The organism is Frankia sp. CcCS3 (assembly GCF_977927575.1).
Window position 1 is genome coordinate 1 of sequence record NZ_CDWRCL010000036.1, and the last position, 24,718, is coordinate 24,718.

Annotated in this window: 17 protein-coding genes and 1 pseudogene; 2 read left to right on the plus strand and 16 right to left on the minus strand. The window is 67.6% G+C overall.

Annotated features, from left to right (window positions below; genetic code table 11):
• Positions 1 to 58 precede the first annotated feature (58 nt).
• From AC08OQ_RS05580 to pdhA, 3 genes are read right to left on the minus strand one after another with little or no spacing between them, the layout of a single operon-like run.
• Positions 59 to 1,351: a dihydrolipoamide acetyltransferase family protein gene (locus tag AC08OQ_RS05580; RefSeq protein WP_462202955.1), complete on the minus strand. Its 1,293-nt coding sequence runs from the start codon at positions 1,349 to 1,351 to the stop codon at positions 59 to 61.
• 4 nt (positions 1,352 to 1,355) lie between these two features.
• Positions 1,356 to 2,357, minus strand: a complete 1,002-nt coding sequence (locus tag AC08OQ_RS05585; protein ID WP_476599633.1) for an alpha-ketoacid dehydrogenase subunit beta — start codon at positions 2,355 to 2,357, stop codon at positions 1,356 to 1,358.
• Positions 2,354 to 3,520 (minus strand): pyruvate dehydrogenase (acetyl-transferring) E1 component subunit alpha, encoded by a 1,167-nt coding sequence (gene pdhA, locus AC08OQ_RS05590; RefSeq protein ID WP_476599631.1) that lies wholly within the window; start codon positions 3,518 to 3,520, stop codon positions 2,354 to 2,356. Before pdhA ends, AC08OQ_RS05585 begins: the two co-directional genes overlap by 4 nt.
• Before the next feature lie 1,625 nt (positions 3,521 to 5,145).
• Between pdhA and hpnR the strand changes: the two genes are divergently transcribed.
• The gene (gene hpnR, locus AC08OQ_RS05595) at positions 5,146 to 6,654 is read left to right on the plus strand and encodes a hopanoid C-3 methylase HpnR (protein WP_476599629.1); all 1,509 of its coding nucleotides are present in this window, start codon (positions 5,146 to 5,148) and stop codon (positions 6,652 to 6,654) included.
• A 73-nt stretch (positions 6,655 to 6,727) separates the two neighbouring features.
• On the opposite strand, the pseudogene AC08OQ_RS05600 reads toward hpnR, so the two are convergent.
• The 8 genes and pseudogenes from AC08OQ_RS05600 to AC08OQ_RS05635 form a co-directional block, all read right to left on the minus strand.
• Positions 6,728 to 7,270 (minus strand): annotated as a pseudogene (locus AC08OQ_RS05600) (thiolase family protein); the annotation flags it as partial.
• 29 nt (positions 7,271 to 7,299) lie between these two features.
• Positions 7,300 to 7,986, minus strand: a complete 687-nt coding sequence (locus AC08OQ_RS05605) for a 3-oxoacid CoA-transferase subunit B (protein WP_476592669.1) — start codon at positions 7,984 to 7,986, stop codon at positions 7,300 to 7,302.
• 1 nt (position 7,987) lies between these two features.
• Positions 7,988 to 8,779, minus strand: coding sequence for a CoA transferase subunit A (locus AC08OQ_RS05610; RefSeq protein ID WP_476599627.1), 792 nt, complete (start codon positions 8,777 to 8,779; stop codon positions 7,988 to 7,990).
• A 1-nt stretch (position 8,780) separates the two neighbouring features.
• Entirely contained in the window at positions 8,781 to 9,593 is an 813-nt protein-coding gene (locus tag AC08OQ_RS05615; protein WP_476599625.1) for a hypothetical protein, read from the minus strand.
• 51 nt (positions 9,594 to 9,644) lie between these two features.
• Positions 9,645 to 11,969 carry a hydantoinase B/oxoprolinase family protein gene (locus AC08OQ_RS05620; RefSeq protein WP_476599623.1) on the minus strand — a complete coding sequence of 775 codons (2,325 nt, stop codon included), beginning with the start codon at positions 11,967 to 11,969 and terminating at the stop codon, positions 9,645 to 9,647.
• Positions 11,970 to 12,004: 35 nt separating this feature from the next.
• Complete coding sequence (locus AC08OQ_RS05625; protein ID WP_476599621.1) at positions 12,005 to 14,131, minus strand: hydantoinase/oxoprolinase family protein; 2,127 nt, start codon at positions 14,129 to 14,131, stop codon at positions 12,005 to 12,007.
• Between the two features lie 22 nt (positions 14,132 to 14,153).
• Positions 14,154 to 14,582 (minus strand): acetone carboxylase subunit gamma, encoded by a 429-nt coding sequence (locus AC08OQ_RS05630; RefSeq protein ID WP_476599619.1) that lies wholly within the window; start codon positions 14,580 to 14,582, stop codon positions 14,154 to 14,156.
• A gap of 51 nt (positions 14,583 to 14,633) precedes the next feature.
• On the minus strand, positions 14,634 to 16,547 hold the full coding sequence (locus tag AC08OQ_RS05635) for a hydantoinase/oxoprolinase family protein (RefSeq protein WP_462187179.1): 1,914 nt from the start codon (positions 16,545 to 16,547) through the stop codon (positions 14,634 to 14,636).
• 182 nt (positions 16,548 to 16,729) lie between these two features.
• On the opposite strand from AC08OQ_RS05635, the gene AC08OQ_RS05640 reads away from it, so the two are divergent.
• Positions 16,730 to 18,577, plus strand: coding sequence for a sigma-54-dependent Fis family transcriptional regulator (locus AC08OQ_RS05640; RefSeq protein ID WP_476604658.1), 1,848 nt, complete (start codon positions 16,730 to 16,732; stop codon positions 18,575 to 18,577).
• A 221-nt stretch (positions 18,578 to 18,798) separates the two neighbouring features.
• Here the strand turns inward: AC08OQ_RS05640 and groL are convergent, their stop codons facing one another.
• From groL to AC08OQ_RS05665, 5 genes are all read right to left on the minus strand, one after another.
• On the minus strand, positions 18,799 to 20,448 hold the full coding sequence (gene groL, locus AC08OQ_RS05645; RefSeq protein WP_476601860.1) for a chaperonin GroEL: 1,650 nt from the start codon (positions 20,446 to 20,448) through the stop codon (positions 18,799 to 18,801).
• Positions 20,449 to 20,637: 189 nt separating this feature from the next.
• The gene (locus AC08OQ_RS05650; RefSeq protein WP_476601859.1) at positions 20,638 to 21,663 is read right to left on the minus strand and encodes an NAD(P)-dependent alcohol dehydrogenase; all 1,026 of its coding nucleotides are present in this window, start codon (positions 21,661 to 21,663) and stop codon (positions 20,638 to 20,640) included.
• Positions 21,664 to 21,699: 36 nt separating this feature from the next.
• Positions 21,700 to 23,391, minus strand: coding sequence for an amidohydrolase family protein (locus AC08OQ_RS05655; RefSeq protein WP_476601858.1), 1,692 nt, complete (start codon positions 23,389 to 23,391; stop codon positions 21,700 to 21,702).
• 87 nt (positions 23,392 to 23,478) lie between these two features.
• On the minus strand, positions 23,479 to 23,844 hold the full coding sequence (gene mimD / locus AC08OQ_RS05660; protein ID WP_476601857.1) for a propane 2-monooxygenase effector subunit MimD: 366 nt from the start codon (positions 23,842 to 23,844) through the stop codon (positions 23,479 to 23,481).
• Positions 23,841 to 24,718, minus strand: an 878-nt coding sequence (locus AC08OQ_RS05665) for an aromatic/alkene monooxygenase hydroxylase subunit beta (protein ID WP_476611928.1), incomplete at its 5' end; no start/stop codon positions are given. The genes mimD and AC08OQ_RS05665, both read right to left, overlap by 4 nt.

Sequence of the window (24,718 nt, forward strand, 5' to 3'; positions counted from 1 at the left end):
GAGCGGGGCGGGCAGCGGTCATCGCCTGCTGGTAAGGCGGTGGTCAGAGGTGCGGTGGTCAGAGGTGGCGCAGCAGCACCATGGGGTCTTCGACCGCGTCGGCGACAAAGCGCAGGAAGGACCCGGCGGTGGCGCCGTCGCAGACCCGGTGGTCAAAGGTGAACGAGAGCTGCACGACCCTGCGGACCGCCAGTTCGCCGTCCACCGCCCAGGGCCTGGGGACGATCCGGCCGATGCCGATCATCGCGGCCTCGGGGTGGTGGATGATGGGCGTGGAGCCGTCGACACCGAAGACGCCGTAGTTGTTGAGCGTGAACGTGCCGCCGGTCAGCTCGGCGGGAGTGAGCGTGCCCGCGCGGGCGGCGGCGGTCAACCGGGCGATCTCGGCGGCCAGTCGAGCGGTGGTCAGGCCCTGAGCGTGGTGCACCACGGGCACGACCAGGCCGCGCGGGGTCTGCGCGGCGAATCCCAGGTGGACGGCGGCGTGGTGGCGCACGCCGGTCGCGCGGCCGTCCGCGTCGGTGACGACGGCGGAGTTGAGCGCGGGAAAGCGGACCAGTGCGGCGACGCAGATGCGGGCCAGAATCGCCAGGAGACCGATTCTGGGCTCGGTGCCCCCCGTGTTGAGGGTGTCGTTGGGAGTGTCGTTGAGGGTGTCCTTGGCGGCGAGCAGTGCGGTGGCATCCGTGTCGACCCAGCAGGTGGCATCCGGCACCTCGCGCCTGCTGCGCACGAACGTCTCCGCCGCGCGCCGCGCCAGCGGGTCCAGCGGGACGACGGTCGAGTCGGTCTCCGCCGGGCGCGCCGGAGCGGAACGTAGGGCGACGGCGGTCTCCACGTCCCTGCGCAGAATCAGCCCCTCCGGGCCGGTGCCGACGAGTTTTCGGAGATCGACGGCGTTCTCGCGGGCGAAGCGGCGAACGAGGGGCGAGACGACCTTGACCACGGGCTGGACCACGGTCTGGGCGGAAGGCCCGAGTGGCGTCGCCGGTCCGGGTGCCGGCCCGGGTGCGCCGACGCGCCGTCGGCGGCGGGCTCGGGGGGGTTCCGTGCTGGTGCCGTAGCCGACGAGGATGTTCCCGGAGCCCGTTCGCCCTGCTGCCGGCTCGCTGACGGCCACGGTGATCAGTGGTGTGCCGACCGGGACACTGGTACCGGCCAGGCCCGCGAGGGAGGTGACGACGCCGGCATAGGGGCAGGGCACCTCGACGACGGCTTTGGCGGTCTCGACCTCGGCTACGGGTTGATCGACGGTGATGACGTCCCCGACGCCGACAAGCCAGCGGACGACCTCGGCGGAGGTCAGGCCCTCGCCGAGGTCGGGGAGGGGGAATTCGCGTACCGCGGCCACGGTGTTACTGCTCCCACTGGAGTCGGGCGACAGCGTCGAGGATGCGGTCGACGCTGGGAAGGTAGTGATGTTCGAGCATGGGGGGCGGGTAAGGGATGTCGAAGCCGGTGACCCGCAGGACGGGGGCGGCGAGGTGGTGGAAGCACCGCTCGCTGACGCGGGCGGCGATCTCCGCACCGACGCCGCCGAAACCCGCGGCCTCGTGGACCACAACGGCGCGCCCGGTGGCGCGGACCGCCTTGCAGACCGTCTCATCGTCGAAGGGGACCAGCGAGCGCAGGTCGACCACCGCCAGGTCCCAGCCCTCCGATCGCGCGGCCGCGGCCGTCTGGAGGCACACGGGGAGCGAGGGGCCGTAGGTCAGGAGGGTCGCCGAGGTACCGGTCCGGCGGACCACTGCCCGGCCGATCGGCGGCACCTCGGCCGGAGAGAAGCCGTCCGTAGACCGGTCGTCCGTGGGCCGGTCGTCCGTGGGCCAGTAGAGCCGCTTTGGCTCCAGGAAGACCACCGGGTCGTCCGAGGCAATCGCCGAGCGGAGCAGCCCGTAGCCGTCGGCGACGGTGGCGGGGGTGACGACGTGCAGGCCGGGGGTGTGCGCGTAGTAGGCCTCGCTGGAGTCGCTGTGGTGCTCGACGCCGCCGACGCCGCCGTACGGGATGCGGATGGTGATCGGCAGCGTGGTCTTCCCGGCCGTGCGGTTGCGTATCTTGGCCACATGCGACGCGAGCTGCTCGAACGCGGGGTAGGCGAAGGCGTCGAACTGCAGCTCCACGACGGGCCGCAGGCCGTACATGGCCATGCCCACGGCGGTGCCGAGGATGCCTGCCTCGGCCAGGGGGGTGTCCAGGCAGCGTTGCGCGCCGAATTCGGCGGCCAGGCCGTCGGTGACTCGGAAGACGCCGCCGAGGGTGCCGACGTCCTCGCCGAGGATGTGGACGCGCGCGTCCTCGCGCAGCGAGTCGCGCAGCGCGGCGTTGAGGGCCTGCACCATGGTCGCGGCGCTCATCGTGCGTCGTCGCTCTTGGCTGCGTCCGCGGCCTGCCAGGCCATCAGCTCGGCGGCCTGCTCACGAAGCTGGCTGGTCGGCTGGGCATAGACGTGCGTGAACAGCGAGCCCGGATCGAGATCAGGCGCACGATCGAACTGGGCGCGCATCTCGGCGGCGAGTTCCTCGGCGGCCTGCGCGACTGCGGCGACGCCGGCGTCGTCGAGGAGACCGGCCTTGCGCAGCTGCCGCTCCAGCAGCATCAGCGGATCGCGGGCCTGCCAGGCAGCGACCTCCTCCGAGGTGCGGTAGCGGGTCGCGTCGTCGGCGTTGGTGTGCGCCTCCAGCCGGTAGGTGACCGCCTCGACCAGCACCGGGCCGCGACCCGACCGCGCGTGCTCGACCGCCGCGCGCAGCACACCGTGCACCGCAGGCGCATCGTTGCCGTCCACCAGGCGACCAGTGATCCCATGGCCCACCGCCTTGTGTGCCAGCGTCGGTGCCGCGGACTGCTGGGCCAGCGGCACCGAAATCGCATAGCCGTTGTTCTGTACCAGGAACACCACTGGCGCGTTCAGCACCCCGGCGAAGTTCAGCGCCTCGTGGAAGTCGCCCTCGCTGGTACCGCCGTCGCCGATCAGGGCAAGCGCCACGACGTCCTCCGCCGCCCACGGATCCGAGGCCGCGCGCAGGCGGGCGGCGTGGGCCAGGCCCACCGCATGGCAGGCCTGGGTGGCCAGCGGAGTCGACAGCGGCGCGATCCGGTGCTCCCGCGGGTCGTAGCCGCTGTGCGCGTTCCCGCGCATCAGCGTCAGCGCGTCCACCGGGCGCACGCCCCTCGATACCACCGCCAGCGTGTCGCGGTAGCTGGGGAACAGCCAGTCCGACTCCCGCAGCACCATGGCCGCGGCGATCTGGCATGCTTCCTGGCCGGTGGACGCCGGGTACACGGCGAGGCGGCCCTGCCTGGCCAGGGTCGTGGCCTGCTGGTTGAAGCGCCGTCCCAGCACCAGGCGGTGGTACAGGACGCGCAGCAGATCGGTGTCGACCTTCCCCGCAGCCTCCGTGCCGAGGACCCGGACCGGCTCGGGGTCGGGCAGGAGCGGAGCCGGGTCACGACGCGGACCGTGGGAGCTCGGCGGCCCGACGAGGCCGGGCGCGGTGCTGTCGTCGAGGATTGTCATGGTCCACCTTCGGCAGTTGGTGGCGGAAAGGGCTCGGGGATGCCGGTCAGATCTACGCCGCCGTTGACCGGCTGCTGATGCAGGTCGGAACCGTCCGTGGGCTGGCGGGCGAACTGGGGAGGACTCGTCCAGCAGCGAACCTGGTCGGTCTCGCGGAAGTGGAGCGCCGGTGCACGATCACCAGTAAGGTCCGCTTGGCCAGCGCGATCCTCGATGCGTGCTGACTCGCGGTCTCGGGCTCCGGACTTCGGACTTCGGGCTCCGGACTTCGGGCTCCGGGCTCCGGGCTCCGGGCTCCGGGCTCCGAGTCGAGGTGCGGGACCTGAGCAACAGCTTGGCCAGGACGAGGGGGGCTTCTCACCGTCCAGGTGAGCCGCCCAGGCCAGGCCCGACGATCAGGAAGCGAGGTGCGGGGAGCCGTGGCCTCGCTTGAGCTGTCCCGGTTCGCCGGCTTGCCCGGTTCGGGCGCCGTCCGTGGTCACGATCCTCCTCCGCTCAACTTCTTGGCTCTGGTTCTCTGATTTTCCACCCCCCGTCGGCGGCTGGATCGTGTCCATAATCACCTTGATAGTCATCGCGCGGGCCCCGACCCGGCATTAATGCATGGAGCGCGCCGCGCATCAGGTAGAAATACTTTCGTAAGTCGACTCGCCGAAGAGGCGGGGGTAGCGAGTCTAACGTAACCCTGGAAAACCGACCCCGGGGGCTTGAGGTGATTATCATCTCACCCGGCGACGGGAGTGAATCTGCCTGGTCAGGGCCGTGCGGGCCCGATCCTCGCCGAGTCGGGCCCCGGCGGGCGTGACGTGCGCAGCGCGACGCTCACCGAACGAGCCGGCCAGCACCGCTCGCCGCAGAAGTACCCGGCTGTTCCGATGCCATGTTTGTCGGTTGAATTTCCCTGGACATCGGTTCTCCGCTGTGACCAGCATCTCGTGGGAGCCCGCCGAAAGTGCCTTCGACGGCTGTTACGTTGCTCTCCGAGCTCAGGCCAAGTTTTTATTGGTTGAGCCAGGCGAGTTGATCCCCTCGACACGCCGTTCGAACGGTGGTCGCCTGTTGACTGATGCTTGCGTTCCGGGAATGCCCATTATGGGCCCCGCCAGGCCCGGGGGGACGGGAGGCTCGAGTTCGTCTTCGCCCACAGCTCAGCGGCAGCTTGATCTGCGCGGCGTCCCGCCCCGCCACGAGTGCCTCCTCGACCTGGTTCGCCTGCGACGGCACCTGGTCCAAGACCACCAGCTGATCGAGCCCCTCCCCCGCAACCGCCCGCTCCCCGCCGCAAGCAGCCGATCCGCCACGATCAGTCGCGGAACGTGGCGGTAGCCGAGCCCGGCCGGGCTCTCGGGCCGTTGAAGGACCGGTGCCCGACGCACCGACGTCATTGTCAGCCGAATGTAAGGTTCGTTCCCGAGTCAGGCCGGCGCTCCGGGGCAGGAACAGGAAGATGACAGGCGACGCGGAGTCGGCGCCCCGGGCAGGGAGCGATCCACGGGCAGTACCCGGCACGCAGGGTCCCCGGCACGCACGTTCGGGACGGGACCGCAGCAGTCCGCGTCAGTCCGGTCCGCCCAGGCCCGTCCTCGAATACCCAGGGCCGTCCCCGAACAGTCGAGAGGAGCATCATGCGTGTCCTACTGGTTCATCCCAGCGCGCTGATGTACTCGAAGATCTTTCTACGGCTCGAACCGCTGGGGCTGGAACGGGTGGCGGCCGCGCTGCTCGCCGCGGGCCACGAGGTGAGCATGATCGATCTTCAGGTGGAGAAACCGGCCACCTACGCGCGCCGCCTGCGAGAGTGTCGTCCCGACGCGGTGATGTTCGGGGTGAACTACCTCGCGAACGTCCCCGAGGTCATCGAGCTCGCGCACCGGGCGAAGCGGGAGCTGCCCGGCTGCCTGGTCGTGGCCGGCGGCCACAGCGTCTCCTTCATCGCCGAGCACCTGCTGAAGCAGGGCGACGGCGCACTCGATGTGGTCGCGCGCGGCGAGGGCGAAGTGGTCGCCCCGCGCATCCTCGAGGCCGACCGCGCCCGTCTCGCCGACGTCCCGGGCGCGGTCACCGCCGACGGGGCGGGCCCGATCCCGGCCCTGCTACCCAGCCTCGACGAGCCGCTGCCGGCCCGCCATCTGCTGGCCCACCGCCGCCGCTACTTCATCGGGGAGCTGGACCCGTGCGCATCGGTCGAGTTCACCCGCGGCTGCCCATGGGACTGCTCCTTCTGCAGCGCCTGGACCTTCTACGGCCGCAGCTACCGCCGCCTCTCCCCGGACGCGGCCGGCGAGGAACTGTCCGCCATCCGGGAACCGAACGTCTTCATCGTCGATGACGTCGCCTTCATCAGGCCCGAACACGGCATGGCCATCGCCGATCAGGTCGAACGCCGAGGGATTCGCAAACGGTACTATCTGGAAACCCGTAGCGACGTCCTGCTGCGCCATCCCGAGGTGTTCGAGCGATGGCGCCGCCTCGGCCTCGAATACATGTTTCTGGGCATGGAGGCCCTCGACGCGGACGGCTTGAACCTCTACCACAAGCGGATCTCCCCGGACGAGAACATCCGCGCCCTCGAAGTCGCCCGAAAGATCGGCATCACGGTCGCGGTGAACCTCATCGCCGACCCGGACTGGGACGAGAAGCAGTTCCGTCTCGTCCGCGAATGGGCGTTGTCGGTGCCGGAAATCGTGCATCTCACGGTGTGCACCCCCTACCCGGGTACGGAGATCTGGCACACCCAGTCCCGGCGGCTCACCACCCTGGACTACCGGCTGTTCGACATCCAGCACGCCGTCGTCCCCACCCGGCTTCCCCTCGACCGCTTCTACCGCGAGCTCGTCTCCACCCAGGCGGTCCTCAACCGCAAACACCTCGGCGCGAAGGCGCTTGCCGCGACCGCCCGGATCGTCACCGCGAACCTGGCGCACGGCCAGACGAACTTCCCACGGATGCTCTGGAAGTTCCCCCGGGTCTACAATGCCGACCGGCTGTACGCCGAGCACCAGCATCCCGCCCGCTACCGGCTGCCGGAGCCCGTCCCCGCGGCCATGACCCCGCGGCGGCGCGAGCTGTACGTCCATCAGCCCGCCGCACGCCACCCGGTGGCGAGCCGGGAACGGGAGAGGACTGATCCATGACGACCCGAACGAAACGCGGACCGACCGTGCTACAGAACTCGAAGCCGAGATCGGAACGCAGATGGGCGTACGGGTTCACCACCCCGTTACGGTGGTTCTTCGCCGCGATCCGTGCCAGCGCGTCACTGTGATCACCGTACTTGGTGAAGTAGGCCTCGGTGACATCGGCAAACAACCGCGCGAACCCGGCACCGGACAACCCGCCGGCATGCTCGTAGTCGGCACCCAGCAAAGCCCCGCCGACAGCCTCGGCCGGCGCGTGGGTCATCTTCTCCGCCCCGACCACCAGCACCCGGCGCGCCTGCCCGGGCTGGATCGCCCGCACCCCGCACAGCAGCGCGGCCGACCCGCTCGCACACGCGTTCTTCACCCGGGTCGCCGGGGTGAACAGCAGATCGTCATCGGCCTCCAGGACCAGCGAGGAAGGAAACGCCAACGGCTGCAACCCCGCGTTGTAGGTACCGAGAACAATTTCGTCGATCTCCCGCGGGCGCAGGCCCGCCGACGCGATCGCCTCCCGCGCGGCGGCGACGATCAGCGGCTCCAGAGTCTCCTCGGGCAGACGGCCAAACGGGGTATGACCCCAGCCCACGATCTCCACATCATCGTGGTCCACATCCGGTCCCTTCAACGCTCAGACACCCTTCACTGCTGAGACACCCCGGCAGGTCCGCCCGCCACGCCGGCACCAGGCTTCGTGCCCACCCGAGCCAGCCGTACCGGTGTCACCTTCTGCACGTCGTCGGCTGTGACGCCCGGCGCCGTCTCCACCAGCACCAGACCATCGGAGGTCACGTCGATGACGGCGAGGTCGGTGATGATGCGCTGCACGACACCCGTGCCGGTCAGCGGGAGCGTGTTCTCGGGCAGGATCTTCGGCGATCCGTCCTTGGCGCAGTGCTCCATCAGAACGATCACGCGGCGGGCGCCGTGGACCAGGTCCATCGCGCCCCCCATGCCCTTGACCAGCTTGCCGGGCACCACCCAGTTCGACAGGTCCCCGCGCTCGCTGACCTGCATGGCGCCGAGGATCGCCGCATCGATCTTCCCCCCACGGATCATCCCGAAACTGGTGGCGGAGTCGAAGAAGCTTGCTCCCGTCGCGGTCGTCACCGTCTCCTTGCCGGCGTTGATGAGATCCGGGTCCTCCTCGCCGGCGACCGGGTAGGGGCCCAGGCCGAGGATGCCGTTCTCACTCTGCAACACGATCTCCACGCCGTCGGGCACGTGGTTGGGAACCAGCGTCGGCAGACCGATGCCGAGGTTGACGTAGTCCCCGTCGTTGAGTTCCGCCGCCGCACGGGCGGCCATGTCGTCCCGGGACCAAGGCATGTCAGGAACCTCCTGCAGCAGTCGTGACGGCACGCAGGGTGAGCCGCTCGATCCCCTTGTCCGCGGCCTGGTCGGGCGTCAACGCCACCACCCGCTGCACGAAGACTCCGGGCAGGTGGATCTCGTCGGGCTCCAGCGCACCCGGCTCGACGAGTTCCTCCACTTCCGCGATCGTCACCCTCCCGGCCATGGCGCAGAGCGGGTTGAAGTTGCGGGCGGCCTTGCGGAAAACCAGGTTGCCGTGCCGGTCACCACGCCGGGCCCGCACCAGGACGAAGTCCGGCCGCAGCGCCGTCTCCCGCACGAAGACCTGCGGCACCCCGTCGACCTCGAAGACCTCGGTCAGCTTGGGCTGCGAGGCCAGCGCCACCTCACCCGAGGCGTCGTACCTGATCGGCAGCCCGCCGTCGGCGACCTGCGTGCCGACGCCGGTGCGGGTGTAGAACGCGGCGATCCCGGCTCCACCGGCGCGCAACCGCTCCGCCAGCGTCCCCTGCGGGTTGAACTCGATCTCGACCTTCCCGGAGAGGTACTGCCGTTCCAGTTCCTTGTTCTCCCCCACGTACGACGCCACCAGACGGCGGATCCGCCCGCCCTCCAGCAGCAGCGAGTTACCCACACCCGGGATCCCGCAGTTGTTGGAAATGACGGTCAGGTCCGAGGCCCCCTGTTCGGCGAGCGCGGCAAGGAGCACCGACGGGATACCGCAGACCCCGAAGCCACCACTCGCCACGCTGGCCCCGACCGGGATGTCGGCGACCGCCTCCTGCGCCGACGCCACAACCTTGTCCATCTCACCCCTCCTTCAGCAGAGCCCGGCGCAGCAGAACCGTCTCGGGCGGCGCATTGGCCGGGATGGTGGTCAGCACAAGCTGGGCTCCGTCACGAGGTGCCTCCCCCTCGCCATGCCAGAACGCCTCGGGAAGGACGACAGCCCGCGTGACATCGCCGGCCACGTCAACCGAGGAGTCGAATCGCACCGCCAGCGTCCAGTCGAAGTGCCCGGCCACATTGGTCAGCGAGGTATAGCCACCCGCCTGCTCCGGGGACTCCAGCGTGGCGGAGTCCCCGGAGCAGGCCCGGGCATCAAGGAGCAGCAGTCCCAGCGGCGGCGACCCCAGGCGCCCCAGCCATTCGGCGAGGTACATGGAGGCGCTGTCGACGTGGTCCTCGCTCACCTCGTCCAGCCCCGTACCGGCCCGGTCGTGTGCCCGCAGCAACCACCTCGCGGGCGACGGCACCGACAGCACGACCCGTCGCCGGGTCGAGTCCGCCAGCGTGCGCATGGTCAGAACCAACCGCTCGACGGCGGGCTCGTCACCGAGCAGGGTGCGTAACGCGTAGCCCGTGCGGCTACGCTTCCCTAGGGCGCTCACCAGGTCAGGCGTCGCCGCGAGATACGCGTCGTAGAACGCCTCGGCATTGATGAACACCGCATCCGGGTCCAGCAGGGCATGGACCTGGGCGACGTTCCCGGTCAGGGCGGCGAGGTCACCCCAGGGGATCTCGCTGCCCTGCCGTAGCACTGCCGTCGCGTAGGCATCATGGTCGATCACCAGCGCCCGGCCGCCGGGCGCGGCAGCGAGCAGGGCAGTGAGAGAAGACATTCAGTGCTCCTTGAACCTCAGGGCTCTGTGAACCTCAGGCGAGACGGAACCTCAGGCGAGACGCTTGACGTCCTCGCCGTGCCTGTCCTCCAGCTCCCGCACGCGCGCCTCCAGCGCCGCGATCTTCAGCTCCCGGCGGTCCGGGATCACGATGATCGGCAGTTCCTTCAGTGGCGCCTTGACCCGCTGGGGACCGTCGATGGTGAACACCGTGGCGGTGAGGTCGTTGGTGTCGCCGCCCCAGGAGCCGTAGTAGAGGAGGTCCTTCGGCGGCTCCTCGGTGACGAAATCCTTGACGAACTCCGCGTAGGGCTTGCCGCGCGTCAGGCGCGTCTGGCGGACCCGCTCGCGGGCCTGCCTGGTGCCCTCGGCGTCGAGCCGGAAGGTGATCGGGTCATAGCGGACACCGAAGATCTCCTCGGCGACCTTCTGGCTGATCCGGCCGAGCTCGGCATCGCGCACCACCGACTCAGGCAGACGCTCCAGCGGGTCACCGTACCCACCACCGGCACCCTGGGAGATCATGTAGAGCTCGCCGTCCTTGGCGCGGTCGTACTGCAGACCCATGTGATAGGTCGAGTACTTCCCATCCGGGAACGGACGCTCGTTCATGACCTTCTCAATCGAGAGGTCGAACTTCTTGTTGTCCCGGCGAATGTGCTCGTAGACATTCGTGCCCTTGACCATCGCCAGCGGGTAGGTGCTGCAGCCGTAGCCCCCGAACATGCCGTAGATGGACGAGAACTTCGCTCCGGAGGTCACCGTCATGAAGCCCCACTCCGGCGTGCCCTCGGCGGCCACGATCATCTCGTAGCCCATGCCGCCGGTGAACTTGCCGAAGCCCATGTTGTCGCGGACCAGGCGCTTGGCCACCAGCTGCATGAAGGGCACCTCCTCCTCCATGACCTCCTGCTCGGCCGTGTCGGCCATGGCGCAGAAGAGCGGCGAGACGGCGTCCTCACCGTCCCGGAAGGGCTTGGCTCCCCCGGGCATGCCGTTGAGGTCGGCACACAGGTTGCCGACCATGTCGCCGTGCTTGGTGACACCGCCCCACAGGAACGTGTTGATCTGGTTGAACCAGTTAGCCACGATGTTCGAGTACTTGTGCGGCGTGGAGAACGACATCTTTCCGTAGAGCGCCTGCATCATCGAGAAGCCTCGGAACGAGGCCTGCAACGACTGCCCCATCGGGGCGTCATAGGACGCGTCGGCCCAGGTGCCCTCGTCGGAAATGATCTCGATGCAGCTCATCGCCGCCGTGCAGCGCGGCAGGTCTGGCCACCAGAACGCCAGGATCGCCTGCATCATCATCGACTTCACCGAGCACAGCGGAGAGTTGATCGCCCGGTTGATGATCTCCGGTCCGGTGCCACGCAGGTCGACGGTCATCTTGTCGCCCTTGACGTGGATCTTGCAGGCGATCTTGATGAGGATGTTCTCTTTCAGCGTCGAATCCATGAACTGGTTGAAGGAGTACGTGCCGTCGGGAAGCTCGGAGATCCGGCGGCGGACCTCGGCGTCGACGTCCTCGACGGTGACCCGCAGGGCCGCCACGAACGTGTCGACGCCAACCTCGTCGATGACCTTGTCGATGCGCTCCATGATCTTGCGCACCGCGGTGATCTTCACCTTCAGGTCGGCCAGCTGCAGCTTGGGGTCGCGCACCGAGTGCTGGAGGAAGGTCAGCAGGTCTCGGCGCAGATGACCACGCTCGACAATCTTGAACGGGCTCATCCGGAGGCCGTCGTCGAACGGGGTCTCCGAGCCTGACGGCATGCCGCCCGGCTCGCAGGCGCCGTTCTCGCCTTCGTGGATGGTCGCCGCTACCCACGCGATGATCTCGCCCCCACGTATGATCGGCATGATCATCGACTGGTCGGTGTTGTGGACGTTGCCGAACCGGGCGTCGTTGTGGATGAATCCGTCGCCCTCGTGGATGCCGACGGTCGGCTCGTCCTTCCAGTACTTCACGATGTACCGGATCGGGTAGTGCAGGATCGCGGAGAACGCGATCACCCCGTGGCAGGAGAGGTAGGAGACGTCCCCGGCCGCGGTGTAGATCGCGGTCGTCAGGTCACCCCACTTCGCCCCGGGTGCGGCACCCTGTGCCTCGCACATCTCGTAGCCCTCGTCGAGTGCACCGGCAATCCGCTTGCGGATCCGCTCGACCACCAGCCGGTCGACACCGGCGGCGATCGCCGTCTCCTCCCGCGACGTCCGTTCCTGGATGGAGTGGTCACGCATGATCACTGGGTCGGGACCGAGGAAGAGAGTGGTCTCGTCCATGAACTGGTCGACCCACTCCCGCTCCTGGGGCGTGAGGGTGCTCTGCTCGGTGGCCTGCTCCTGCGTGGCGCTGTCGTCCGTGACAGTCATCGTCTTCTCCCTGGTGCGCTCGACGGTGTACTCGATCAGTCCTGCAGGAACCAGACGGCGCCCTGCACCGTCGGCTCCAGACGCCAGCCCGGCTCGACGAGGTAAGTGGTGTTCTCGGTGGTGACGATCGCGGGACCGGGGATCACCCGCTCGTGCGACAGCGCGGTCTGGTCGTAGACCGGCGTCTCGATCGAGTCGTCCTGGCCGATAAAGTAGACCTTGCGGTGCGACACCTCGGTCGGCACCGTGCGCTCGCCGCCGGCCTCCAGCGAGTCGAAGTTGACGACGTCGCCGTCGACATAGGAGGCCACCCGCACGGTCCCCACCCGGATCCCGGCTTCGGGTGCCGCGCTGCTGGCGCCGAACCGGTGACTGTAGACATCACCGAAGGTGCGGATCATGTGCAGTACGTCGCCGACACCGTTCATCCGGTTGATGTCGAGGGCGACAGCCTGGGTGAGCAACTGGTTGCCGTAGCGCATGTCCAGTTCCAGGCGGTACTTCACGTCTTCGGCCGCGAAGCCCTGACGCACCAGGTCCTCCCGGCCCCGGGCCTCGAGTTCCTCGACGATCGCGTTGAACTCCTCGTACTTGTCGTACAGCGACCGGGAGGTGGCGTTGTACATCGTGATGTGCACGCCGCGCTCGTGGAAGTGCAGCTGCTTCATGTTGCCGGCGCCGCAGGCGGAGAACACCGACGAGAACGGCGGGGCCAGGATCTGCTTGATGCCGGCATGGCGAGCAATACCACAGGCGTGCAGCGGACCGTTGCCGCCGTAGGCGAGCATCGTGAAGTCCTCCGGCAAGTAGCCGCGCACCCGCAGCTCTTTGCCGATGCCGATCGCCATCTGCTCGTCGACGCCATCCTTGATCGCGCGGGCGATGTCGAGAACGTCCATGTCGAGCTGGTCGCACAGGTTCTCTTCGACGGCGAACCGGGAGCGATTCGGGTTGAGCTTGATGTAGCCGTTGGCGTAGTTGTCCGGGTCCAGATAGCCGAGCAACAGGTCGGCGTCGGTCACCGTCGGGCGCAGTCCGCCGCGGTCGTAGCAGGCCGGGCCGGGGTTGGAGCCGGCCGACTCCGGGCCGATCTTGATGGAGTTGTGGATCCGGTCGTACGACGCGATGGAGCCGCCGCCGGCACCGAGCGTGTCGAGGTGCACCATCGGCACCGACACCAGCCAGCGGTCGATGGTCGGCAGGAAGTCATAGTGCTTCACGCCGCCCTCAGGCACCAGGCCGATGTCGAAGGACGTGCCGCCCATGTCGGTGGAGATCACATGGCCCAGGCCCGTCTCGTTCGACAGGTGCTCCGCGGCGCCGACGCCGGCGATCGGACCGGAGTGGATGGTCTGCAGGGCGTCGGTGGAGTTCATCTGCGCCATGCCACCGGAGTTGTGGATGACCAGCATCGGCTTGCCGTAGCCGGAGTCGCGCAGGTTGTTTGAGAGCTGGCTGAGCGCGTGAAACATGATCTCGTGCAGGAAGCCGTCCACGATGGTGGAGGTCGCCCGCACGTATTCGCCCTTGCGACCAGAGACCTGGTGGCCCAGCAGCAGCGGGATGGCACCCAGCTCGTGGGCCAGGAACTCGTCGAGAATGATCTCCTGGATCGCCAGCTCGTGCTCGGGATTCTCGGTGGCGTTGACCAGCGAAACCACCAGGGCCTCGGCGCCGGCATCCACCAGCTCACGGACCACCGTGCGGACGTCCTCGGGATCGAGCCTCGCCACGATCTTGCCGGCCGAGTTGACGCGTTCCTTGACCGAGCGGATCAGGTACCGCGGCACCAGCGGCTCGGGCCGTTCGGCTGCCGGGAGGTTCTGTTGCATCGAGTAGTCCAGGCCCTCGCCGTACCCCCGGCCGCGGGAGAGCGGGATGGTGTCCTCGAAGCCATGAGTGACGATCGCCCCCACCTTGGGTCCCTTGCGCTCGATGAGAGCGTTGGTGCCCAGGGTAGTGGCGTAGCGGACCGAGTCGACCTCGGTGAGCACGGTGCCGCGGTCCAGTCCGGCCCGGCTGCACGCCAGGTCGAGCGCCTCGTTGAAGCCCAGCGCCAGGTTGTGGTGCGTGGTCAGCGCCTTCGCCTCGACGTAGGTCTCGTCCCAAACGAAGAAGCAGTCGGTGAAGGTGCCGCCGATGTCGACGGAGATACGTTTCATTGTCTCGGTTCTCCCTGCGAGATCAGCGGATGTGGCCGGTCGCCTTGTGCATGGCGGTGTATTTCTGCGCGTCCTCGCCGGGCCCGTAGTTGTGGACCTGCTCGGGGTCGACGCCGCGTTCCTCCCACTGGGCGCGCAGCGCGGCGACGTCGATGACGAGATCGGCCGTCGGCGGGTGTCCCGGCGGCACGTATTCGGTCTCGATCTGGGTGGCGCAGCCGGGGCAGTAGAACTCCAGGATCCGGCAGTACGCCGGGTCCGGGGAAAAGGTGAACTCGTAGCGGTCGGGGTTGATGATCGGCTGGTGGATCTCCCGTGGGTCGCGGTCGTAGACCAGGCAGCCGAGCTTGTAGTTCCCGTGGGCAGACCAGATGTCGCGGCCGCACACCCGGCAGACCCAGCGCTCGGTATCGAGATCGATGACCAGGTATTCGGTCATGGGGACCCGCATGATGACTTTCCTCTCGTGGCGGTCAGGGGATGCTCGGGGTGGTCAAGGAGGTCACTGGGTGTCGGTCAGCAGCAGGTCCCCCGAGGCGGTGACCCGGAACTGCCAGCCGGGCAGCACGCGAGCGGTGAAGAACGGACCCTCGACGATCACCGGGCCCTCGCCACTCCCACCGGGCGGCATCTCGGCGAGCACGAACACCGGCACCTTGTCGACCTGGTCGGGCGCGGAACGGACCAGGCGGGTCTCATTGCTCGTCACCCGGATCGCGGGCACGTCGGTGTCGGGAGCAACCTCGGGGTGCGGCAGCGCGGCCGTCACCGACAGTTGCAGGGAGACCTGCTTCCCGGGGAAGTCCACGGCGTCGCCGGACTGGTACGGCCTGGTCTCCACCGGCGACCCGTCGGTCTCCTCGATGGTGAGCAATACCTCGGTGCGGCAGTCGTCGAGGTCGTAGCCCTCCTGGAAAATGTCGCGCCTGGCCCGGGCGAGCATCTCGTCGTACGTCGCCGCGGTGCTTGCCGTGGTCGGCTCCGGCACGCCGACCTCGTAGGTCTTGCCGATGTCGGAGAAGGCAATGCCGAACGCGGAGAAGACCGCTGCCATCCGCGGGATCAGCACCTTCTTCACCCCTGCCGGACGAGCGGCACCGACGGCACTCATCGGGCCGGCGCCACCGAAGGCGACGAGGGTCGAGTTCTCCTGGATCAGGTGTGCGAAGGAGTGTGCCAGCGCCTCGAAGTAGGCCTGCTCCATCCGGATCAGCGACTCCTCCAGGCTGATGCCCAGCGGCTCGGCGATGGTCTCGGTGATGACCGCGGCCGAACGGTCGGCGTCGAGCCGGAAGGTGCCGTCGAGGTAGGTGCTGGCGTCGAGGATGCCGAGCAGCAGGTTGACGTCGGTGATCGTGGCTTCCTTGCCACCGAAGCCGAAGCAGGCCGGGCCGGGGGCCGCCCCCACACTGCGTGGCCCGACCGTGATCTGCCCGTCCACCACCGAGATCACCGAGGACCCGCCGACACCGGTCGAGTGCACGTTGCTCATCGGGTAGGAGATCGAGACGCCCTCGATGGTGCCGCGCTCATCGGCCGCCGCCGCACCGCCGCGGACGACCCCCACGTCGGTGGTGGTGCCGCCGATGTCCATCATCAGCGTGTGCTCGAGGCCGTACGTGCGAGCCAGCGCCGCCGTACCCTCCAAGCCGCCGCGCGGCCCGGAGGAGTACGTCTTCAGCGCCACCGCCTTGGCCACCCGCGAGGAGGCTCCGTCGTTGCGGTATACCAGCAGCGGGTTGAGCACCCTGTACGACTTCAGCCGCCGCTCCGCCGCGTACAGGAACCGCTCCATGGTCGGGTGCAGGAACGAGTTGAGCACGCACGACCACACCCGGCGCGGGTGGTCCCGGTCGCCGGCGAGGGACCACGAGTACAGGAGCGGGATCGAGCCGAGCAGGTGCCGCGGGAACTTGCGCAGCAACACGCTGCGTAGGCGACGCTCCTGTTCCGGCGACTCACCAGCCACCACCACCCGGGCGGCACCCAGGGTGGTGAGCTGGTTGATCCGCTGGACGACTTCGAAGTCGATCTCCTCATCGGTCGCGCCCATGTCGATGGTGAGCACCCGGTCGGCGATCAGGCCGTCGAAGAGGTCCTTCTCGGCTTCACGGCTGCGCATCTGCTCGAACAGGCCCGGCATCGTGCTGAGGATGCCGATCATCGGGCCCCGCCGCTCGACCAGGGCGTTGGTGCCCTGCGTGGTCGAGTAGCGGATGTGTTGCGTAGCGTGCAGCAGCTTCTCCGTGTTGGCCTCGCCGTAGAGGGCGGCCGAGGCCTTCTCGATCCCGTCGAAGAGGCACTCCGACAGGTCGTGCGGAGTAGTGAGGGTCTTGGTGTAGGTGAACTGGTCGCCATCCCAGACGCAGATGTCGGTAAGCGTGCCACCGTTGTCGATGTTGATCAGGGTGTCCATGACGCTCCTCGGTTCGTGACTCCCTGGGTTCCATGCGCAGGCCCCGTTGTTGGGACAACCCTGCTGGTGTCCCACCGGGTGTCGGTGTCCCAAAATTGGACACTCACTGCTCTTGGATGTGGCGTGGCTCTCAGCCACGATGTTCTTCCACGGGGCCATCCAGGATCCCCGAGGAGGTGCACATGCCGGACACCGCGAACCGCCTCTTACGGGTGGCCGCAGCCCGGGCAGACTTCCTGGAGTGCGGCCGCGCGGGTGCCGTCGGTGTCCCCGACGTGCTCGCGGCATCATGGGAACGCAGCCAGGCGGCCGGCGTCGACAGCGCACGGCCGCACAGCGACTACATCGACGACATCGACACCGGGTCCCGGCTGGTGCGCTGCGCACGCCCGGTGCTCACTCAGCTCGGCAACGACACCGCGGACCTCCCGCTGGTCATCGCCCTGACCGACCACAAGGCCAGGCTGGTTCAGCGCATCGACTTGTCATCGACGGTCGGGCGGTTGCTCGACAGGGTCGAATTCGCGCCAGGGTTCAACTACTCCGAGTCGATGATGGGCACCAACGGTGTGGGCACCGTGATCGAGGCCGGTCAGCCGGTCAGCATCGTCGGGCCGGAGCACTTCACCGAGCCCCTGCAATGCTTCGCCTGCACCGGCGCCCCGGTCATCGATCCTCTCACCGGCCGGGTAGAGGGAGTGCTGGACATCTCCACGCTCACCCAGACCTGGAGCCCGCTGATGCACACCTTGGTGAAGAGTGCCGCCAAGGACATCAGCCGCAACCTGTTGCTGGATCGCAGCCAGTCCCAGCAGGCCGTTTTCGAGACCTACCTGCGCGCCGAAGCCCGGGCGTCCCGGCAGGCCGTCTTCGCCTTCGGTGACTCGGTCTTCATCGCCAACGCCCCGGCCCAGCGCCTGTTCGACGCCAGCGAGCAGCTGACCCTGCGCGAGCACGCGACCTTCCTCATGAGCCGCCGCGACCGGGTGAGCGACACCCTGGTCCTGCCGGGGGGACGCATGGTCCACATCCGGGGCACCCGGATCCTGACCGGCTCCGAGGTGGCCGGCATGGTGGTGATCGCCGACCTCGTTGCCACGGAGAAGGCCGGATCGCCGGGCGACTTCACCGAGCAGGTGCTGCCACAGATCGCGGTCGCGACCCCGCAGACCTCCCGCATCGCCGGCGACCTGTACCGGCCGCACGAGACCATTACCGGTGGCCGGTCACCGGCGTGGGTACGCGCGTGCGACAAGCTGCGCGAAGCCCTCATGGCGGAGAAGCCGGCGATCGTGCTCGGTGAGACCGGCACCGGCAAGTTCACCTTGGTCGCCGAGATCTTCCACGCCTCGCACCCGGGCAGCCGAAGCGTGTCGATGGACGCCTCCCAGCTGACCATCGAGAACTCCGAGACCGACATCGACTCTCTGCTCGCGGGCAAGCCAGAGCCGACCCTCTACATCGTCCGCAATGTCGACCAGGCCAGCACCGAAGGAGTCGAACAGCTCGACGCGTTCTTCACTGCGATCGGCCGGCTCGACGGCACCACCTCATTCGTTGCGACCCTGTCGGACTCCTCGCTGGACTCCGACCTGCCGTTCCACGCACTCCTCGGCCACTTCGAGGTAGCGATCACCGTGCCGCCGCTGCGATGCCGTACCGATGACCTCTCCACCATCACCTCGTCGGTCCTGCGCGGCATAGCCCCCAACCGCAAGGTGCGGCTCAGTCCAGCCGCCGAACGGATCATCGCGCGCTACTCCTGGCCACGCAACATCTCCCAGCTGCGCGAGGCCCTCGAACACGCGCTGCGGCGGCGACCGGTCGGGGAGATCCAGGCCCAGGACCTGCCGGCGTACTGCCAGACCACCTCGCGGCACGTGCTCACCCCGCTGGAGGCAGCTGAGCGGGACACGATTGTCGCCGCCCTCCAAGAGACCGAGGGCAACCGAATGCTGGCGGCCGCCAGGCTCGGGATGTCGCGGTCCGGCCTTTACCGCAAGCTGAAGGCCTACGGCATCACCGCCTGACGCGTCCCAGGTGGGGCGGATCGCCCTTGGCCCAGTCTGAACCAGGGCACGCCCCGCGCCGGCGGTCCGTACGAAGCGGAGAGTCGCGAAGCCGGTCCGGCGGTAGGCGGCCCGCCGGACCGGCGTCATCCGCTCCGGAAACGGTGATGCTGACCGGGCGCGAGACCGTTCCTGCCGATGGCGTGCCGGCAGCTGCCGGCACGCCATCGGCCGCCTGGCGATCAGGCGATGTTGGAAGGCCGGACCAGGCCCTCCGCGAGATCCCCGAATCCGGGAGCAATCACGGCGCCCTGGTTGCCGATGACCTCCTCGACAACCAGGGTTTCCGTTGTCAGCAAGAGCGCGGCGATCGACGCCGCGCTCTGCAGCGCGCAACGGGTGACTTTCACCGGGTCGATGACACCGAAGCCGGCCATGTCCCCGTATTCTCCGGTCGCGGCGTTGAAACCGTGACCGCGCGGCAGCTCGGCGACCCGCTTGACCACTTCGTCGCCGTCATAGCCAGCGTTGATCGCGATCCAGCGCAGTGGTTCGGCGATGGCCCGCCGGACGATCTCCCTGCCTTCAGCGGCGTCGCCGGCCAGCGTGAGCTTGTCAAGGGCCGAGGCCGCTTGCAGCAGTGCGGTACCACCGCCTGCCACGACACCTTCGGCGAGAGCAGCCCGTGCCGCCGCGAGGGAGTCCTCGACCCGGTGCAGCTTCTCCTTCAGCTCCACGCCGGTCACGGCGCCGACCCTGATCACCGCGACGCCGCCGGACAGCCGGGCGATCCGGGTCTGCAACGTGTCCTGGTCGTGGGGGTTCTCCGCCCGTTCGAACTCCCGCTTGAGCTGGTCGATCCGGGCATGGATCTCGGTGGCGGAACCGGCGCCGTCGACGATCGTAGTCACATGCTCGGTAATGGTGGCCTTCTTGCAACGCCCGAGCTGGCCGAGGGTGACCCGGTCCAGGGAAAGCCCGGCATCCACGGTAATCACCTGACCGCCCAGAAAAACCGCGAGATCGTTGAGCTCTGCCAACCGGCGGTGACCGAAACCGGGTGCCCGGACCACCGCGGACCGGAAGGTCCCGTGCACATTGTTGGCGACCAGCATGCCCAGTGCCGGTCCCTCGACGTTCTCCGCGAAGACGATCAACTGGCCGCCGGCCCGGGTGACCAGCTCGAGGACCGGCATCAGGGTCTGAACCTGAGAGATCTTCTCGTTGGTCAACAGGATGTAGGGGTCGGTGTAGGCGGCCTCCATCCGCTCGGTGTCGGTGACCATGTACGGCGAGAGGTACCCGTTGTCCAACTCGATACCGTCCACGAAGCTGACCTCGAGTCCGAATATCGGGGATTCCTCGACCGTGACCACCCCGTCACAGCCCACCCGGCCAAGGGCCGCGGCCACGACGTCGCCGATCCGGGCATCGTTGTTGGCGGCGAGGGTCGCCACCCGGGCAAGATCGGCCTCGCCATCGACCTCTCCCCGGTACTTTTCAAACTCCTCCAGCAGGGCGGCCACGGCAGCCTCGATGCCGTTCTTGAGAAACATCGGGTTGGCGCCCCCGTCCACGGCATGCAGACCCTCCCGGACGAGGGCCTGCGCGAGCACGGTGGCGGTGGTGGTTCCGTCGCCGGCAGTGCCGTTGGTCTTGGTCGCGACCTCCTTGACCAGTTGCGCCCCCATGTTGGCGAAGGGGTTACGCAGCTGGATCTCCCTGGCTATGGTCACACCGTCATTGGTGATGGTGGGTGGCCCGGTCAGTTTTTCGATGACGGCGTTGCGGCCCTTTGGACCCAGAGTCACCTTGACGGCGTCCGCCAGGGCATTGACCCCGGCCTCCAGCAGGCGACGCGCCTCGACGTTGAACCGCAGATCCTTGGCCATCTCTTCCTCAGTCCTTCCGCTCTGTATCCGTCAGGGCGGGCCGAGGGCGGCACGATCGTGGCGGCGAGCAGCTGGCGGGGCATGATGGCGAAGCCAGCCCCACCTGGAGCCCGATCCGATCGCACAGTCGCGCCGCCGGAGCCCTGGGTTCCCGAGCCATTCACAGACCGGGTCCGGGTGATCAGTAGATCAGGAGATCAGGATCGCCCGACCGCGCACCTTGCCGTGGTGAAGGTCGTCGAGCGCCTGGTGGAACTCTGCCAGGGGGTAGGCACTCGTGTGCAGGGTGACCTTGCCACGGGTTGCGAGAACCATCAGCTCGACGAGGTCGCTGTACGATCCGACCAGGTTACCGATGAAGTTGATCTCAGTGGAGATGATGTCGATGGTGGGGACGTTCAGCACCCCGCCATAGCCGACAACATAGTACGAACCGGCGCGACGCAGCATGGCGACACCCGCTTCGATCGCACCGCCTTCACCGACAAAGTCGATGACCGCCTCGGCGCCGTTGCCCCCGGTGAGATCGAGTACCGCGGACACCTCGCTGCCGTCGGCCCGCACCGTGTGGTCGGCGCCCAGTTCGCCGGCGAGCCGCAACGCCTCGGCGGAGCGGTCGACGACGATGATCTCGGCTGGGGTGAGGGCACGCAGCACCTGCACACCGATGTGGCCCAGACCGCCGGCTCCGATCACCACGACCCGGTCACCGGGACTCAGTGCCGCGGCTGCCTTGCGTGCCGCGTGGTAGGCGGTCAGTCCGGCGTCGGCCAGTGCCGCCACATCCGCCGGCTGCAACGACGGGTCGAGTTTGACCACCGACCGGGCGTTGGTCCGCAGGAGTTCGGCGTAGCCGCCGTCGCTGTCGATCCCGGGGAAGGACGCCCGGGCGCAGTGCACGTCGTCGCCGTCCCGGCAGGCCTGGCACAGCCCGCAGGTGACCAGCGGGTGCAGGATGACCGGATCGCCCACGGCTATGTCGCTCACCGCCGAACCGACCTCGTGCACCCAGCCGGCATTCTCGTGCCCGAGCACGTACGGCAGGGTCACGCCCGACTTCTGCTCCCACTGCCCTTCGATGATATGCAGGTCGGTCCGACAGACACCGGCGCCGCCGATTCTGACCACCACATCCAGCGGATGGAGGATCTTGGGCTCGGGGACGTCTACCAGCCGCGGCGCGTTGTCGTACTTGATGACCTGGACGGCCCTCATCGGCCCACCTCCGCCTTCGTTGCTGTCACGTCACTGTCACGTCATGGGTGTGCGGTCCACAGGGCCGTACCGCGTCTCCAGCAGACCGCGGCAGACCGTGGTGTTTGCGTCGATCGTCACCCGGACGGTCCGGGCAAATCGCAGCCGGAGAGGCAGCGCCTCGCGATCGATCGGACGGCCGTCGTCGTCGACGAACAGCGGCGCCTCGGGAGCCAGGGACAGTCCGAGGGCGTCCCGTCGGCGCAGCAGGCTGTGTCGTTCCGGCGACTCCGGCATGTCCGCCAGCCGGGCCCGGTACAGCGACTCGGGTGACCAACCCTCGGCTACCAGGCGCTTGGCCGCGCCTTCCAGGCTGGCGGTGTGCGCCTTACGCAGGAAGGTCATCCGCAGGTCGTCGAGGCCTCCGGTGGCCTCCCCGGGGAAACTCGCCGGGAAACCGTCTCCGGCGGCGACTCCGGCGTTGATCTCTTCGGCGGCGAAGTGATCCTCCAGGGCCACGTCCACCTCGGTGACTCCTGGCAGCTCCTTCACCACGTCGTGCGCGTCGGACACCATCAGGTAGGCGAAGTTCGGCGCGCAGAAGTAGGTCGGGAGCCTGAGCCGAACCTGCACCCGCCCGTCCTGGGCCACCAGAGCATGGACGAATCCCAGCTCGGTGACGGGCTGGTCGAGCTCCGGGTCGTACACCCGCCCCAAAGCTTCCCAGACGTCCGCGGCCAGGCCGGTCCTACTGGTTACTGTGGGTGTGGTCATACGGACTGCCCTGCGCCCACGAGAGGCGTCGACGCCGGAGCTGAGACCGAGAATTTTGCGCTTGATGTCGGGGGTGAGCACGCCGTACTCGGCCTGCATGTCATCCGGGATCTGGAAGTCGACGAACTTCTCGACCAGCCACTTGGGGTGCCAGATCGCGTAGTCACTCGAGAAGGTCAGCCGGTTCTCGTCGAGCCAGTAGAGGAGCTCCCCGATGATCTGCGCGAAGTAGCGCGGCCGGCTGTGGATGAACGGCATGGCCACCGCGAGCCCACCGTAGACGTTCGGCTCCTGTGTGGCGATCCAGCAGAAGTCCTCCAACCGGGGCAGCCCGACGTGTTCGATGATGAACCGCAACTCGGGGAATGCCGTGGCCACATCATCGACGTCGGCGACATCGAACGCGTCCCGGTTCAGCGGGTAGATCGTCGGACCCTTGTGGATGTGGATGTTGCGGATGCCGAGTTCCTGGCACTTCTCCAGATACCGGTAAACCCACGGGTCGGTCAGCTTGTAGCCCTTGGACTCGCCCTTCCACTCGGCCGTGTAGAGCTTCACGCCCTTGAGGTTCCAGCGTGCCGCCAGGTCCGCCAGCTTCGGCAGGCCCAGTTCGCCGTCACGCGGGTCGAAGGAGCCGTTCACGATGAACTTGCCGGGGTACTTCTCGGCGAGCGCGCCGTCCTGCTCGGTGGTGTTGAAACCGTTGCGGTAGAAGTCCGTCAGATAGGTGGACTGGAAGATCCACTTGTCGACGTAACCGTCCTCGAATAGGTCCTTCACCATGACTTCCGCAGAGTACTTCTGGAACTTTTCCCGTGACCAGAGGTACTCCTGCGGGCTCAGATTCACATGGTAGTCGTAGAAGCAGTCGATGAAACCTTTGCCGTAGCGGTTCTCCTGGTTCTCTGGGCTCCCATCCCAGAAGTGCAGGTGGGAATCCACGATGAAGTATCGCTCATTGTCCTTGACGTACATGTGGATATCCTCCGCAATATCACCACGGCCGGTCCACGCCGGGCCGGATAAGCCCGGCGTGGACCGTTCCGTTCGTCCCGGGTCAGGTCAGTTAGTGACGACTTTCAGGTCGAAATCGATGTACTCCGCCGCGTCCTCAGGGTTGGCGAAAAGTACGGTTTTGTCGTCGAGATGCACCATCCGGCCGTAGTGCGTGGACATGATCTCTTCGAAGTCGGACACACCGAAATCGAAACCGAGCGCATCCGAGATCTCGTCGAAGTCGAATTCGATCTTACGTTCGCCGTCAACCCGGATCATGGACGGATACTCCTCGACGCGGATACCGGGCTTGCTCCGCATGACGTCGGCGACGACATACCCGTTCTGGTTGTTCATCAGGGTGACGCCACACATGTTTGACGAGGTCCGATTGGCTTTACCGAGCTCTGGGTTTTCGTTCGTGGTGGTCACTGCGTCAGCTCCTTCGGCTCGGGCAGACCAAGGTCGGAAAGGACAGCCCGGAACCCGTTGACCGTGGCGTCGAGGGATTCCGAGAAGGTAATGACTTTCTCCTGCTGCTGCGACCAGATCGGCTGCAGTTCATGGGCCGCCTTCAAGCTCAGCGGAACCCACCGAGACAACCAGCCGGAAATGGTCTCGACGTTACCTGCGCCGAACTTCTCGTCGGTGACGAGAAGCTTGAGCAGCGCGCGGGTGTAACGCAGGTCGCGCTCGTAGTCGTTCTCGCCGGTCCCGACCAGGGTCGGCGTGACGTAGTCGCCGTTACGGGCGGCGATCTGCATGACGAGGTGGCTGCGGAACAACACGCCGACCAGCGACTCGAACACGATGTTCGCGGCGACGAGCGCCTCCGCCCAGTCAGCGACCGCGGTGATCCGCTCGACGTTCTCCCGCACCGGCTGCCACGCCGGGTCGTCGTGCCAGACCTTGCGGTGGGCCGATCCGTCGAACCCCGGCAGGGACTCGGCCAGCTCCAGGTTGTACAGGGCGAGGTCCTGGGCGAAGCGGAGCTTGTGCGCGCTGTTCACTGCGATGGCAGTGTTGATCATGTTCGTGGGGCCCGACCGCTGAGCGGCGACGAACACGTGCAGGCCCAGACCGTTCTCAGCGTGCATCCAGGCGCCCAGGTGCTGCTCGACGAACTTGGTCCACCCCCGCGACCAGCCATCGTAGGCATGGGCCGCCCGCGCGTTTTCGAGGTTCTGCTGGATCTGCCGGACAACATTGGAGTTGTTCCGGTAGATGGTCTGCTCCCACTCCTCATTGGGGTCGCGGAAGGCGTGCCAGTCCGAGGAGCGCAGCGCCGTCCAGTCCTGCGGATACC

What these genes read in the sequence shown, in the direction of transcription:
- AC08OQ_RS05615 (WP_476599625.1), bottom strand. Translation starts at nt 9,593, where the DNA reads ATGTCTTCTCTCACTGCCCTGCTCGCTGCCGCGCCCGGCGGCCGGGCG.
- groL (WP_476601860.1), bottom strand. Translation starts at nt 20,448, where the DNA reads ATGGCCAAGGATCTGCGGTTCAACGTCGAGGCGCGTCGCCTGCTGGAG.
- AC08OQ_RS05650 (WP_476601859.1), bottom strand. Translation starts at nt 21,663, where the DNA reads ATGAGGGCCGTCCAGGTCATCAAGTACGACAACGCGCCGCGGCTGGTA.
- AC08OQ_RS05625 (WP_476599621.1), bottom strand. Translation starts at nt 14,131, where the DNA reads ATGAAACGTATCTCCGTCGACATCGGCGGCACCTTCACCGACTGCTTC.
- AC08OQ_RS05635 (WP_462187179.1), bottom strand. Translation starts at nt 16,547, where the DNA reads ATGGACACCCTGATCAACATCGACAACGGTGGCACGCTTACCGACATC.
- AC08OQ_RS05630 (WP_476599619.1), bottom strand. Translation starts at nt 14,582, where the DNA reads ATGCGGGTCCCCATGACCGAATACCTGGTCATCGATCTCGATACCGAG.
- AC08OQ_RS05585 (WP_476599633.1), bottom strand. Translation starts at nt 2,357, where the DNA reads ATGAGCGCCGCGACCATGGTGCAGGCCCTCAACGCCGCGCTGCGCGAC.
- AC08OQ_RS05640 (WP_476604658.1), top strand. Translation starts at nt 16,730, where the DNA reads ATGCCGGACACCGCGAACCGCCTCTTACGGGTGGCCGCAGCCCGGGCA.
- AC08OQ_RS05655 (WP_476601858.1), bottom strand. Translation starts at nt 23,391, where the DNA reads ATGTACGTCAAGGACAATGAGCGATACTTCATCGTGGATTCCCACCTG.
- pdhA (WP_476599631.1), bottom strand. Translation starts at nt 3,520, where the DNA reads ATGACAATCCTCGACGACAGCACCGCGCCCGGCCTCGTCGGGCCGCCG.
- AC08OQ_RS05605 (WP_476592669.1), bottom strand. Translation starts at nt 7,986, where the DNA reads ATGCCTTGGTCCCGGGACGACATGGCCGCCCGTGCGGCGGCGGAACTC.
- AC08OQ_RS05610 (WP_476599627.1), bottom strand. Translation starts at nt 8,779, where the DNA reads ATGGACAAGGTTGTGGCGTCGGCGCAGGAGGCGGTCGCCGACATCCCG.
- AC08OQ_RS05620 (WP_476599623.1), bottom strand. Translation starts at nt 11,969, where the DNA reads ATGACTGTCACGGACGACAGCGCCACGCAGGAGCAGGCCACCGAGCAG.
- hpnR (WP_476599629.1), top strand. Translation starts at nt 5,146, where the DNA reads ATGCGTGTCCTACTGGTTCATCCCAGCGCGCTGATGTACTCGAAGATC.